The sequence below is a fragment of the Ochrobactrum sp. P6BSIII genome (assembly GCF_014138065.1).
In the GTDB taxonomy this organism is placed as follows: Bacteria; Pseudomonadota; Alphaproteobacteria; order Rhizobiales; family Rhizobiaceae; genus Brucella.
Window position 1 is genome coordinate 275,390 of record NZ_JACGXB010000002.1, and the last position, 13,340, is coordinate 288,729.

A 13,340-nucleotide genomic window follows, 5' to 3' on the forward strand; every position below is an offset into this window, starting at 1 on the left:
CCACCAGGGTTATGAGAAACGGGCGAGCACTCGCCTCATGCAACGGCAATCCGGTCGCAGCCGGAATTGCAGAGGACTATGAAACAGGGAAATCATGTTGAAATCAGTTTTGCTGGCCGGTCTGGCCACCGTCGTTATCGCCTTGCCGGTTCAGGCCAAGGAATGGAAGGAAATCCGCATCGCCAGTGAGGGCGCCTATCCTCCGTTCAATTACATGTCGCCTGAAGGCAAGCTCGTCGGCTTCGATCTCGATATCGCCAATGCTCTGTGCGAAGCCATGGAAGCCAAGTGCACGGTCGTCGCCAATGATTGGGATGGCATGATCCCCGGCCTGCAGGCCAACAAGTTCGACGCCGTGATTGCGTCGATGGCCATCACGCCGGAACGCGAACAGCAGGTTGCTTTCACCGAGCGCTATTACACGACCCCGCTTGCAGTCGTCGTGCCGAAGGATTCGGAACTCACCTCGCTTGAGCCATCTGCATTCAGCGGTAAGACCGTTGGTGCGCAGGCTGGCACCACGCAGGGCAATTATGCCGATGACGTGTATGGCAAGGCCGGCGCTGACGTGAAGCTCTATCCGACCGCCGACGAAGCCAATGCCGATCTGGAAAGCGGTCGCGTCGATGCGATTGCAGCCGACAAGTTTCTCGCTGCCGACTGGCTGAAGAAGCAGGGCGCAGATTGCTGCAAGTTCCTGGGCGATATTCCGGGTTCTGAAACGAAAATCGCCGTGGCGCTGCGCAAGGGCGATGACGATCTGCGTGAGCAGTTCAATGCTGCGATCAAGAAAATTCGTGAAAACGGCACCTACGATACAATCCGTCAGAAGTACTTCGATTTCGACATCTATTGATCGCAAAATATCATCGGACGCCGTCAAAACGCCACTTGATGTTGGCGGCGTCCGGTGCTTCAGTCAGACTGAAGCGGATGGGGTTCGCGCGCTGCACTAAATTGCGGATTCCCTCCGGGGGTAACTAAAGCAGTCAACAAAAATAAGCATTTAAGGGGAAACCATCATGCTGAAATCGATCCTTGCCGCTGGCCTTTTTGCCGGTCTTTCCACTGTCGTCGCGGTTCTTCCGGCACAGGCGAAGGAATGGAAGGAAATCCGCATCGCTACGGAAGGCGCATATCCGCCTTTCAACTTCGTCGCTGCTGACGGCTCTCTTCAGGGGCTGGATGTTGAGATTGGAAATGCGCTCTGCGCTGCCATGCAGGCCAAGTGCACCATCGTCGCCAATGACTGGGACGGCATGATCCCCGGCCTGAAGGCGAACAAGTTCGACGCGGTTCTCGCTTCCATGAGCATCACCGAAGAGCGCAAGAAGCAGGTTGCGTTCACGGACAAATATTATTCGACGCCGCTCGCAGTCGCCGTTCCGAAGGATAGCCCGATCAAGTCGGTCGACGTTGAAGCCATGAAGGGCAAAACGCTTGGCGCGCAGGGCTCCACGACGCAGGCGACCTATGCCGAAGACGTTTATGCCAAGGGCGGCGCCGAAGCCAAGCTTTACCCGACTGCCGACGAAGCCAATGCCGACCTCAAGAGCGGTCGTCTGGATGCGGTTGTGTCGGACAAGTTCCCGCTCGTTGATTGGCTCAAGGCTGACGGTGCCGATTGCTGCAAGCTGCTCGGCGACATTCCGGGAACCGAAACCGCAGCGGGCATTGCCGTCCGTCAGGAAGACAACGATCTGCGTGAACAGCTCAATGCAGCGATCAAGAAAATTCGCGATGACGGCACTTATGCTACCATCGTGAAGAAGTATTTCGACTTCGACATTTATTGATCTCTACACGCAGCTAGAGCGGTTCCTATTGTAACGGAATCGTCGGAACCGCTCGCACTTTTGTTGGAAATGCTTAAGTGTTGCTACGAGCAGAAACGCGCCGGCTTAGGGTCGGCGCGTATTGCAATTTGAATGCCGGAAATACCGATGCAAAATCAGGATGTTATCGTTCTAGGAGCCGGCATTGTCGGCGTTTCTGCCGCTCTTCATTTGCAGGCACGCGGGCGCTCCGTCTGTCTGGTCGATAAGGGCGAACCGGGGCAGGGAACGAGCTTCGGCAATGCGGGCCTGATCGAGCGCTCCAGCGTTATTCCCTATTCCTTTCCGCAGGGCTTCGGCAAACTGCTGCGCTACGCCACGAACCTGCGCACCGATGTTCGCTATTCTCCGCTTTATGTTCCGCGCATCGCGCGCTGGCTTTTCCGCTACTGGCGGGAATCATCGCCTGAACGTCTGGAGATTGCCACGCAAGCCATGTTGCCGCTCGTTGAAGCAAGCGTGCATGAGCATGATGCTCTGGTGGCCGATGCAGGCTGCGAAAAACTCATTCGCAAGCAAGGCTGGATGGAAGTTTTCCGCAACCAGTCTGCTTTCGACGCCGCGGTGCGTCGTCTGCCCAATTTGCAGCGCTTCAATCTTGCCTATGACATTCTGGATTCTGGCGCCTTGCGCGCGCGTGAAACCGCATTGGGCGAAGTTGCAGGTGGTATTCATTGGCTCGACCCGAAAACCGTCGTCAATCCGGCTGGGCTTGTGCAGGCTTATACCGATTTGTTTCTTCAGCGCGGTGGCAAATTTGCGCATGGCGAGGCTGCAACGCTGACCCAGAACGGTGATGGCTGGCAGGTTACGACGCAGGAAGGGCCGGTTAAGGCGCGGGATGTCGTCGTGGCGCTTGGACCACAGGCGGCACTCATTTTCCGGCGCTTCGGTTATCCTTTACCCCTTGGCATTAAACGCGGCCATCACCTGCATTTCGCGATGCGGAACAACACGCGGCTGGGCCATACGGTGGTGGACGAGGAAGCGGGTTACGTATTGGCGCCGATGGTGCAGGGCGTGCGCCTGACAACCGGTATCGAGTTTGCATCACCTTTGGCTGCGGCCAATCGCATACAGCTTGGAAAGACGGAAAAGATTGCACGGCGTCTGGTGCCGCAGCTCGGCGAGCCGGTGGATAGCACGCCGTGGCTCGGTCTGCGCCCATGCCTGCCAGACATGCGCCCGGTGATAGGCCCGGCGCCGCGCCACAAGGGACTGTGGTTCGATTTTGGTCACGCCCATCACGGCTTGACGCTGGGACCTGCAAGCGGACGGCTTATTGCGGAAATGATGACGGGCGAGAAAACCTATATCGATCCGAAGCCATATTCGGCAGAGCGCTTCCTGTAATCGTTGAATATTTTGTGACAGGGTTGTCAGAGGCGGTGAAGCGGGGCTATCACTTTACCCCTCACATTATTCCGCGTTTCTGCGGGCCAATTGATCCGGAAAATCCTCGTGAAAAAGAAGTCCTTGGGCCGTACAGGCCTCTCTGTCACCGAAATTTGCCTCGGAACCATGACCTGGGGTGTGCAGAACACCGAAGCTGATGCGCATGAGCAGTTGGATATTGCTGTCGATGCTGGCATCAACTTCATCGATACGGCGGAAGGCTATGCCATTCCGATGAGCGCCGAAAGCTACGGCAAGACCGAGACCTATATCGGGAACTGGTTCAAGGCTTCGGGCAAGCGTGACAAGGTCATTCTCGCCAGCAAGATTGCGGGCGGCGGTCGTCAGGAATGGATTCGCGGTGGTGCGCGCCCAAGTCGCGCCAGCGTGCGCGAAGCGGTTGAGAACAGCCTGAAGCGCCTCCAGACCGATCATATCGATCTTTACCAGATTCACTGGCCGATGCGTTCGCATTACCATTTTGGACAGGGCTGGAATTTCGATTTCAGCAAAAACGATGCGAAGTCGGAATTGCAGCACATGCACGACACTTTGCTCGGCCTCGACGATATGGTTCGCGAAGGCAAGATCCGGCACGTCGGTCTTTCCAACGAAACCGCCTGGGGAACGATGCGCTGGCTGCGTATGGCCGAAGAAGAGGGCCTGCCGCGTATGGCGTCGATCCAGAACGAATATGGGCTTTTACAGCGCCAGTTCGATTTCGACATGGCTGAAGTGTCGCTGGCGGAAGATGTCGGCCTGCTCGCCTATTCGACGTTGGCCGCGGGCGTGCTGACGGGCAAATATCTCGGCGGCAATGTTCCGGCGGGTTCGCGCGCAGCAGTGACCGACGGTGGCCTGTGGCGCGACAATTCCCATTCGGAACCGGTCGTTCGCGCCTATATCGACGTTGCGAAGAAACACGGCCTCGATATTGCGCAGATGGGCATTGCCTTCTCGCTGACCCGTCCGTTCATGACATCGGTCATCATCGGGGCCACGACAGTCGAACAGCTAAAGACGGATATTGCCGCCCATGAGCTGAAATTGTCGGACGAGGTGCTGGCTGATATTGCGGATGTTTATCGCAACAATCCGCGCCCGCTCTGATCGCATTCAATGCTACTGAACGTGAAAAGCCCGTCATTTAATGGCGGGCTTTTTCATGGATTTATCCGGCCAGATAAATCTCGTTTTTGACGATCCACTGGTCGATTGGCGTCATGCTGGAAGAGCTGACGATCACCATACGGTCGAAACGCAGGCTGCGGCCTGTCAGTGCGTCTGAAAGCCGTTTCATCTCGTCGTGCTTTTCGGGCGTATCCGGAACGCCATAGGCGAGAGACACGTGCGGGACGAAACTCGCCAGATCGTCCAGGCCCGAAATGCCGATTGTATCGCGCTTGAAATCCATCAGCGACGGTGTTTTCTCCAGCGCGGCATAGAACGAACGGAAATAGGTTTCCGTTGCCGCTAAGCCTTCGATCCTGACATCCAGCGGCTTGCGCCCCATCGCAAGGCTGAGGATCAACGGCTGCAACTCTTCAGCCGAACGCTGCATATCCGGGATCAATGTTGCATGCGGTTCGAAAATCGGGGTGTCGAAGCGAAGTGCCAGATCGCGAACTATCGTTTCGAGGAACTGCAGGTCGCCCCGCGCCGGGCGCAGCCAGACGGAATGAACTGTCATGAGGTCAGGCACCCTTTGCGCCCTTGGCATTGTCTGTTTTCAGTGGCCGCACACTGCTGCGCAAAATGAGCGGCATATCCAGCACAACCGTCTGCGGCGGTTCGTTGGGTGCATTTTCCCGTTCATCGAGCAAACGAACAATCTCAGCTGAGAGGCGTTCCGCATTCTGGTCGAATGTCGTCAGCCGATACGCACCCCAGCGCGCCTCGGCCACATTGTCGAAGCCGATGATCGAAAGATCATCGGGAATGTTGAGATTATAGACATCGCGTGCGCAGTCCATCAGGCCAAACGCCATCAGATCGTTGACACACAACACGGCCTCGACACGGTCCTTGTCGCCAAGCAGCAGGGAACCGGCAGCAAACCCGCTGTCATAATCGGTCAGTTCACCACGCTGGATGACGACCGGCAGACCGAGACTGTTTGCCTTTGCCACAAAGGCCTGCTCGCGTTCTACAAGGCTGTAACTGCCGACATTGGATGTAATCAGGCCGAGTTTTTTGAAGCCGCGCGCCGCGAAAACATCGACGGCGGTTTCCGCCGCAAGCTTGTTATTGGCGTGGACGTGGTCTGCTCCGGCCTCGGTTCTGCCGACGAGAATGAGCGGCTGGCCGTTACGTTGAGCCAGCTCGACAAAGGAGGAAGACGGCATGCCCGACAGGACCACCGTCGCTTCCGCCCGATAGCGCAAAAGCGCTTCGTGGGCCGCAGAAAGGTTTTCGCCGTGCTGGCCGGTAGGGATCAGCACCGGCACATTGCCGCGCGCAGCAAGACGTCGGGAAAGGGTTGCGATCTGACGTGCCCGGAAAGGGCTGTCGGGATCGGCAGCGATCATGCCGACGATGCGGCTGCGATGGGCGAGCAGGCCACGGGCAAGATCATTGACCTGATAGCCGAGCTTGTCCGCAGCTTTGAGAACTTTCTCGCGGGTGGCAGCTGAAACGCTCGCGCCCGGTGTGAAAGTGCGGGAAACGGCGGAACGCGAGACGCCAGCCTCCTGCGCCACTTTATGCGCGCTGATGAAGCGTGGGCCACCATTGGCATCCTGATCTTGCTGAGCCATTTCTAGCGTCCCACTTTCGAAAGAACATCGGCGCGGAGGAACCGCTCGACAACGAACATGAATGCAATCGACGGCACAAGCAGTATCAGCGCGCTGATCGATGCAATCTGATAATTGCCGCCGGAACTTGCCGTATAGAGCAAGAGCGGCAGGGTGGAAATGTCCGGCGCGCCCACGAAATAGGTGCCGGTAAACTCGTCCAGCGATTCCAGGAAAACAAAGATCGCGCTTGCCAACAGTCCCGGCGCCGCAATTGGCAGTGTGATGTCGAAGAAGGTTTTCAGCGCAGATGCGCCCATGGAACGCGCCGCCTCTTCAAGCTCGCTATCGATGGCCGAGAAAGCAGCGGTTGCAATCCAGACCGCATAAACGAGCCCATGCGTGACATGCACCAGCACAACGCCGATGATCGTGCCGTTGAGGCCAAACGAATAGAACATTTGCGCGATGTTCACATAGACCGGCAGGTTCGGAAAGGCCTGCGGGATCAGAAGCGTCAGCAGGATCAGGCCACGAAACGGCAGTTTCAGCCGTGCCAGCGCATAACCGGCCGGAATGGCCAGACCAAGCGAGACAATTACGGTCAGGATTGCGATGAGGACGCTGGTTCCAAGCGAAGTCAGCGCATTACCGCGTGGCGAAAACACATTGGCCCAGAACGAAAAGCCGTATTGCAGCGGCAGCGTGTGAGGGAAATACCAGCGCTCCGCCACAGCCCACAGGAGGAGGTTGGCCAGCGGGCCAAAGATTGCGAAGGCCAGAAGGCCGAGGATGATACCGCGCGGAATCCAGCGCCAGTCTAAGGTGGTGCTCATTTGCCGTGCTCCTTCATGGTCTGGCGCAGATAGATCCACGCCACCAGACTGGTCATCAGCAGCGAAATCGTGCCGAGCGCGTTGGCGACCCCATAATCGCCATAGGCGTTGATGCGGAAGGCCATATTGGCGGTGATCATGGTGGGTGATTGCGCGTTGATCATCAGCGGTACGGACAATACCGACATCATGGTCACGAAGCTTAGAATAAGGCCCACGAGCAGCGTCTGGCGCACTTGCGGCAAAACGATCTCAATCAGGATGCGCAGGCGTCCTGCACCCAGATTGCGGGCGGATTCGATGGTGCTCCTGTCGAGCGACGCCATGGCGCCTGCCAGAAGCAGGGTGACGAAGGGCGTCTGTTTCCAGACAAATGCAATGGTAATGCCACGCCAGTCGAGAAAGCTCATCGCTTGTAATGGCGTCAGTATGCCGGTTTCGAACAGGAGGCTATTCATCAGACCATTCTTGGCGAGAAAGGTCCGCAATATCTGGCCAACGACGATAAACGGAATAAACAAAGGCCAGCGATAGAGCCACCGCAGCACGGCGACCGCGCGCGGATTGGAACCGAGCGTCAGATAACCGCCAATAGCGATGGAAAGCAGCGCGATCAGCACTGAAGACAGCACGACAATCAGCAGCGTGAACAGAATGTCGCTTGAATAAAGCTCGAATGTCTTGGTGAAATTGCCGAAGCCCCATTCTCCGGAAACATAAAATGCCCCGGTGAGGGCGCCGAAAAGCGGCACGATGAACAATACCACAACGATCGCCAATGCAGGGGCGACCAGCAGCAAACCCGTCAGTCTAGGCGACATTCGAGACCTCATGAAAACGATGGAATACCGGATGCGCCAGAGATGGCGCATCCGGCAATGCGGTTATCAGTTGCCAACCTGACGTTCGTAGGCTTCGAGAATGGCGGTGTTGTACGGAGCAATCGGGAAGGACTTGCCGAACTTGGCCAGATCGTCAGCCGTGATATCGGTGAAAAGCTTGTTCCAGGTGTCGGCATCAAGTTCCGACTTGACGTTGTCGGCGTCGATACCCGGATACCAGTTGAAGCGCTTCACGATGCCCGCAGCCTGAACCTTGGGGCTGGTTGCCAGCGTCACGAACTTTTCGGCCAGTTCCTTATGTGCGCTTTTTTCCGGGATTACATAGTGCATCGGCTGGCCCGGCATGCCCGGCTCCGGCAGAACAAGCTTCATTTCCGGCGGCAACTGGCCATTGGCCTTCCACGAATAGAACATGTCGACCCAGACCGGACCCATGGCAATTTCGCCGCGGCTCAGCATGTCGAGTGTTCCGGCATTGCCCGGCGTCAGGGTTGCATTCTTGGTGAATTCCTTCAGAGACGCGAAAGCCTTGTCCCAGTTCTTGGCTTCGCCTTCTTCGAATGGTCCCTGCTGAAGCTTGTTCGCATCACCGCCATAGGCATAAATCCAGCCCATCACGAAGCTGACGCCCGAAGCGCCGCCCTTGATGCCGTTATAGCCGAACTGCTTCGGATTTTCCTTGGCCCAGGCGACGAGTTCGTCGTAGCTCTTCGGCGGAGTAGCGACAAGCGCCGGATTATAGGCAAGCGCGGTCTGGCTGTTGAACATCGGCATGACATAGCCATCAACATTGGTGCCGAGCGCCATCTTGGCATTGTCGCGGGTTACCAGTTTGCCGGTTTCGATCTTGCCGCGATAATTTTCAAGGAATTTGCCGGTGACCATTGGTCCGACGAATTTTTCATGGACAACAGCAACGTCCGTATCCCACTTTTCGACGCCAGCCTTGGACTGGGCTTCGAAACGCTCGAGAATCTTCTGCGAGCCGGCGTCACCTGGGCCCGTGCCGACAACGCGCACAGTCGTGCCCGGATTTTCCTTCTCGAACAAAGGTCCGAGATACTGGTTGATGTAATCGACCATGTTCTGGTCGCCAGCGGTAAGCACCGTCAGTTCGTCGGCAGATGCAGGGGCAACGGTAAGGCCGAGCACCACTGCTGCTTTCAGGATCGTTCTCATGAAAAACTCCTGTTAAATCCGGATGGACCGGTTTTGTGGATTGCGATTGGGATGTTGGACATCCTGTTGCTTCATCGGGAATTTTAGGCTGCTGCGGGCCGTTTGATGCCCGCAGTACTGACAAAGGCCGAGCCGAAACGCTGCCCGGCAATGCGGTTGCGAGGCTATTTGTCGAAGAGAAAAAGCGCCTGTTCCGGTATGCGAATTTCGACGTCTGATCCCGGCTGATGGCTTTCCTGCGCATCGACCATGATGTGGCGGTCGCCAATACGGACCATGTGTCGCCAGAGGCCGCCGGGATAGCTGGTCTGCTCTACCGTGCCTGCAAGAACGAGTGCGGGTCCATTGCGGTTAGGCGCGGCACCCGGACTTGCGAGCTGCGCGGCTTCGCTGCGGAAATGCGCGGAGGCAATGCCATCGGAAAGATTTCTCCTTCCGGCTGGAATGGTGCTCGCCTTGTTATGTGCGCCCGCCGCGATTTCAATCTTATCCGCTTTGACGGAGACCGGCAGTTCGATCAGGTTTTCCGCGCCCATGAAGGCGGCGACAAAATCAGACGCCGGATGATTATAGACCTCCTCAGGTGCGCCAGCCTGGGCAATCTCGCCGTTGTTGAGAATGACGATCCTGTCCGCCATCACCATGGCTTCTTCGCGATCATGGGTGACGTGCACAGCCGTAATGCCCAAACGGCGTTGCAGGGCACTGATCTCATGGCGCACCGACAGGCGAATACGTGCGTCGAGATTGGAGAGGGGCTCGTCAAGAAGCAGGATATCTGGCTGGATGGCCAAAGCACGGCCAAGCGCGACGCGCTGGCGCTGGCCGCCGGACAGGGCTGTGGGCTTTCTTTCCAGCAGCGCATCGAGGCCGAGCAGACGGGCAACTTCCATCACCTTTTGCTTGATCGTGTCTTTTGCAATGCCACGAATGCGCAAGCCATAACCGATATTTTGCGCAACGGTCATGTGAGGCCATAGTGCATAGGACTGGAACACGAGCGCCATGCCGCGCTTGTCTGGCGGCAACCGGGTTACATCCGCGCCATTGACCTTGATTGCGCCGCTGCTGGGTGTATTGAAGCCTGCGATTGCACGCAGCAAAGTTGTCTTTCCACAACCGGACGATCCGAGCAGAGCGACGAACTCACCCTTGCGGACTGACAGATCAACCCCTTTGAGAACCTCATTATTGCCGTAACGAACGCGCGCGCTCGCCACCTCCAGAAAAGCTGGCATAGGCGTCTCCTCCCCAGGATCGCCGGCTGTTTTTATTTTTTCTGCACAGCCGTGCAATTCAGATTGAAACATCTTTGTGAGACCTCGACAAGCGGCAAAATTGGTTCGAACAGAGAAACAGTTACGACGCGCTGCCCCAACATCGTGGATCGTTGTTTAATGGGGATTTATTACAGCGGTGTGACGCAAGGCGATGATTGTGGACAGCTTTGCATTCTGTCCTTATCGACAGAATGCACCCCCTTAAAGTCAACGGGAAGTAGCCTTTTCATATGAGGATCCGTCGCAACAGGGGATTGCTGAGCCAGCAAAATGCAATGGCGTGCAATAGTGCGGCGTCTCGCAGATTTCTAAAAATTGCGTCAAAACACTGGCTTGCGAACCACGAGTGCAAGAACCAAATCAGCAATCGCGCATAAACTGTCAGGCTTCAATAATTCGGTTGCATAAACTTTCAATTACAACTAATGATTGATTTGCGGCATTCACGCGGTTTTTGAGGGAAGGCCGTTTTGATTTTCTGAAACGCAGGGGGAATACAGGTTTCGAGTCCGTTCAGTTAAACCCGTGGCGCTCCCGATATTTATTCTTTTTTCCGGTTTGATGATTGAGGATAATATGAGCATAGTCATGAAGAATAATTCAATGAATTTATCGACTTATGATCCATCGCCCGTAATCAATTCAATGCAGCTGGCATCGCTGGATGGCGGTGAAAAGCAAAATATAGATTATGGCTTTTCAGACACCGGCGAGAGGACGTATCAGTCGCTCGAAACCATAGCCATCATCGTGCTTGAAATGGTGCGCGGGCTGAAATGGAAGCCCTTTGAAGGGGCTGAGGAAATCATTAACTGTCCAGCAGGGATGACGTTCATCATTCCCGCTCATATGAGCTGCGCAATCGTGTGGCCCAAAAATACGGCTCATCTGACGGTTACGCTTGATGATTCCTTTTTCTCCGCAGAAGAGGGAGAGGAAGCATCTCACAATTGGACACCACTGCATTTTTCCAACAGACAATGCCTGCAACTGGCGCAAATTTTGTGGGGCGAGCTGCAAGTCTCACCGCATGTGAGCGGCGCTTATATGGATGCTTTCCGTACAGTGCTGACGGGTGTGCTGGTGCGCAACGCATCAATCGCCCGAGGCAGTAACAAGCAGCAGTTCGGGCTCAGTAACTATGCCTGTCGCCAGATCGAGAACTATCTCAAGGAACATTATCGCCAGCAGGTGTCCGTACCTGATATGGCGTCATTGATCGGTATTTCAGCGGGCCATTTTGCAACCTGCTTTCGTGCGAGCTTCGGTCTCACACCACATCAATATTTGATGCGGTTGCGGCTGGACGAAGCCGAACGCTGCCTGCGCGAGACCGATATATCCTTGAGCGAGCTTGCCGCTACGCTGGGTTTTTCCAGTCAGAGCCACATGACGACCGCGTTGCGCAAATACCGCCATCTGACACCGGGAGAAGTCCGTCGGCGTAGTTATGCGCAGCGGCGGAAGAATCTGTCCTGAAACATCAACTGACGGACGGACTCGCAGTGGCCCGGCTTCTCGCTGGGCCATATCGCTTTTATGGAGCTGATACTGATTGTTACCGGACGTTGTTAATTAAGCAGAAAGGCGTCAGCTTCCCGCACCGCCATTTGCACTCGACGAAGCGTTACGCCGAACCCATTTCCGCCAGATGTAGATTTCGCTGCGCCGACGAATGCGGCGAACGCGATGAGAATCGTGAGAAAGTACGATCAACCCGAGCGGCAGCATCCAGAAACCGAGCACCGGCAAGAAGCCAAGTGCGCCCCCAGCCACCAGAGAGCCGCCCAAAACGCGCCGCATCATCACCGATTGAGGAATCGGGATTCGCCGACCAAGAATCAAAATGACCTTGCGAGGTGCTTTTTGGTTGGTTTCTTCGTTCACTGGACTAGGTCTCTCCACGGCTGCTCGATATTTTTTACGTCTGAATGTCCCAGAGAATATAGGGTTTCGTGAGGCAGATGCAAAAAGTTGGAAAAAATTCAATTTTGCCCTTTGCAAACCCGAAATCCTTTTGCTATACGCCACCTCGCTGACGCAACGAGCACCTGTTCCCCGGTAGCTCAGTGGTAGAGCAACCGGCTGTTAACCGGTTGGTCGCTGGTTCGAATCCGGCCCGGGGAGCCACTTCAATTTCTGAAGTCGCTAAAATCTCAATCACTTACATTCCACAGATGAAGTTTTGCTTTAGCAACGAAGCAAGACACAGTTGCGCTTTAACAGCTCCGATCTGCCAAAATTCTTCCGTCTTCAAATTGTCATGTGCAGACTGCGAATCGTTCCGGTGCAGTGACGCATTGGAGAGTAACGCTGCTTTTCATGTTCTTTTCGAAATGAATGGCTCAGGGCGGGCGTAGGCGCGCGTTCAGGCGATTTCCTGCTCGCGTTGCTCGCAACCATCATTCACGAACCAGCGGGCTGCGTTGGGGCTGGAGAATGCCTTTGTGCGGAAAAGAGCAGGTCCGGCTTGAGATCCCCCATGCCGACATAAGGATTGGCATGGTTCGCTAGAATCCAAAGACTGATCGTGCCAGTCAGCACATAAAGGACCAGCGCGCGCTTTCCAGCGAGCGGACGGTCGGCATGAACGGCAGCAATCGTGATCGCTGTCAGCAAAGTCAGGAACAGGACGAGATACCACTTGGATTCGTCAATCGATGAGCTGGCGACGGCCAGCCGCTCATTGCGCGCATCCTGAAGTTCGTCAAAATCGTTGACGAGCTGCGAGACAATTGGGCCGGGCAGTCCTGAAAGTGCAATCTTTTGGACGATTGCACGGATTCCCAGAATCGCGTGGTCGACGTCCAATGTAGAAACGGTGTTGTTCTGCTGTCCCCATTCGTCGTCGATGACGATGGTGCGATAGTTCAGCACCGCTGTTTTCAGTTCCGCGTTGTCGAGAACGATTGGGTTCGCCGTGTCCAGCAATCGATGAATGGCGGAACGTTCCTTGCTGACGGAAAAATCGGCGCGAGAATTGAGCGACCAAGCGTCAGCAGCCACAAAGCCCATGGAAAGCGCCCATGCCGTCGCAATCGTGCCGAGAAATGCCGGGGCGGGTATGGAGAAGATATCGTGCTTCGCGTGCCTGCTGAGATATCGTAATGCGCCATAGCCGACGCTATACAGTATAATCGCAAATGCGATGAAAAATAAAAATATGGCATAGGTGGGAAGTTCTATAAGTGTAGTGAGCATTGTTTATTCCTCCGCCATACCCCAGAATAGTGGGACC

13 protein-coding genes and 1 tRNA gene are annotated in these 13,340 nt (G+C 55.8%); 6 read left to right on the top strand and 8 right to left on the bottom strand.

What is annotated here, in order from left to right:
- Positions 1–94: 94 nt before the first annotated feature.
- The 4 genes from FHW00_RS03630 (at position 95) to FHW00_RS03645 (ending at position 4,340) form a co-directional block, all read left to right on the top strand.
- Positions 95–856, top strand: a complete 762-nt coding sequence (locus tag FHW00_RS03630) for an ABC transporter substrate-binding protein (RefSeq protein WP_078336934.1) — start codon at positions 95–97, stop codon at positions 854–856.
- A gap of 178 nt (positions 857–1,034) precedes the next feature.
- Positions 1,035–1,796: an ABC transporter substrate-binding protein gene (locus tag FHW00_RS03635; RefSeq protein ID WP_374843064.1), complete on the top strand. Its 762-nt coding sequence runs from the start codon at positions 1,035–1,037 to the stop codon at positions 1,794–1,796.
- A 141-nt stretch (positions 1,797–1,937) separates the two neighbouring features.
- Positions 1,938–3,188: an NAD(P)/FAD-dependent oxidoreductase gene (locus tag FHW00_RS03640; RefSeq protein ID WP_078337078.1), complete on the top strand. Its 1,251-nt coding sequence runs from the start codon at positions 1,938–1,940 to the stop codon at positions 3,186–3,188.
- Between the two features lie 108 nt (positions 3,189–3,296).
- Positions 3,297–4,340, top strand: coding sequence for an aldo/keto reductase (locus tag FHW00_RS03645; protein ID WP_078336936.1), 1,044 nt, complete (start codon positions 3,297–3,299; stop codon positions 4,338–4,340).
- A 61-nt stretch (positions 4,341–4,401) separates the two neighbouring features.
- Here FHW00_RS03645 and FHW00_RS03650 read toward each other — a convergent pair whose 3' ends face one another.
- The 6 genes from FHW00_RS03650 to FHW00_RS03675 all read right to left on the bottom strand — a co-directional run bounded on the left by FHW00_RS03650 (position 4,402) and on the right by FHW00_RS03675 (position 10,060).
- The gene (locus tag FHW00_RS03650) at positions 4,402–4,920 is read right to left on the bottom strand and encodes a 2'-5' RNA ligase family protein (protein WP_078337079.1); all 519 of its coding nucleotides are present in this window, start codon (positions 4,918–4,920) and stop codon (positions 4,402–4,404) included.
- A 4-nt stretch (positions 4,921–4,924) separates the two neighbouring features.
- On the bottom strand, positions 4,925–5,986 hold the full coding sequence (locus tag FHW00_RS03655; RefSeq protein WP_078336937.1) for a LacI family DNA-binding transcriptional regulator: 1,062 nt from the start codon (positions 5,984–5,986) through the stop codon (positions 4,925–4,927).
- Positions 5,987–5,988: 2 nt separating this feature from the next.
- Positions 5,989–6,801 (bottom strand): ABC transporter permease, encoded by an 813-nt coding sequence (locus FHW00_RS03660; RefSeq protein WP_078336938.1) that lies wholly within the window; start codon positions 6,799–6,801, stop codon positions 5,989–5,991.
- A complete protein-coding gene (locus tag FHW00_RS03665) occupies positions 6,798–7,622 on the bottom strand; it encodes an ABC transporter permease (RefSeq protein ID WP_078336939.1) in 825 nt (274 codons plus the stop codon). Before FHW00_RS03665 ends, FHW00_RS03660 begins: the two co-directional genes overlap by 4 nt.
- Before the next feature lie 66 nt (positions 7,623–7,688).
- Positions 7,689–8,822, bottom strand: coding sequence for an ABC transporter substrate-binding protein (locus FHW00_RS03670; protein WP_078336940.1), 1,134 nt, complete (start codon positions 8,820–8,822; stop codon positions 7,689–7,691).
- A gap of 164 nt (positions 8,823–8,986) precedes the next feature.
- A complete protein-coding gene (locus FHW00_RS03675; protein WP_078336941.1) occupies positions 8,987–10,060 on the bottom strand; it encodes an ABC transporter ATP-binding protein in 1,074 nt (357 codons plus the stop codon).
- 630 nt (positions 10,061–10,690) lie between these two features.
- Between FHW00_RS03675 and FHW00_RS03680 the strand changes: the two genes are divergently transcribed.
- Positions 10,691–11,581 carry a helix-turn-helix domain-containing protein gene (locus FHW00_RS03680; protein ID WP_445557849.1) on the top strand — a complete coding sequence of 297 codons (891 nt, stop codon included), beginning with the start codon at positions 10,691–10,693 and terminating at the stop codon, positions 11,579–11,581.
- Between the two features lie 111 nt (positions 11,582–11,692).
- Here FHW00_RS03680 and FHW00_RS03685 read toward each other — a convergent pair whose 3' ends face one another.
- The gene (locus tag FHW00_RS03685; RefSeq protein WP_445557859.1) at positions 11,693–11,908 is read right to left on the bottom strand and encodes a hypothetical protein; all 216 of its coding nucleotides are present in this window, start codon (positions 11,906–11,908) and stop codon (positions 11,693–11,695) included.
- A gap of 249 nt (positions 11,909–12,157) precedes the next feature.
- Between FHW00_RS03685 and FHW00_RS03690 the strand changes: the two genes are divergently transcribed.
- Positions 12,158–12,232: transfer RNA gene (locus FHW00_RS03690), tRNA-Asn, on the top strand.
- Between the two features lie 276 nt (positions 12,233–12,508).
- Here FHW00_RS03690 and FHW00_RS03695 read toward each other — a convergent pair.
- Positions 12,509–13,303 (bottom strand): bestrophin-like domain, encoded by a 795-nt coding sequence (locus tag FHW00_RS03695; protein WP_078336943.1) that lies wholly within the window; start codon positions 13,301–13,303, stop codon positions 12,509–12,511.
- Positions 13,304–13,340: the final 37 nt, after the last annotated feature.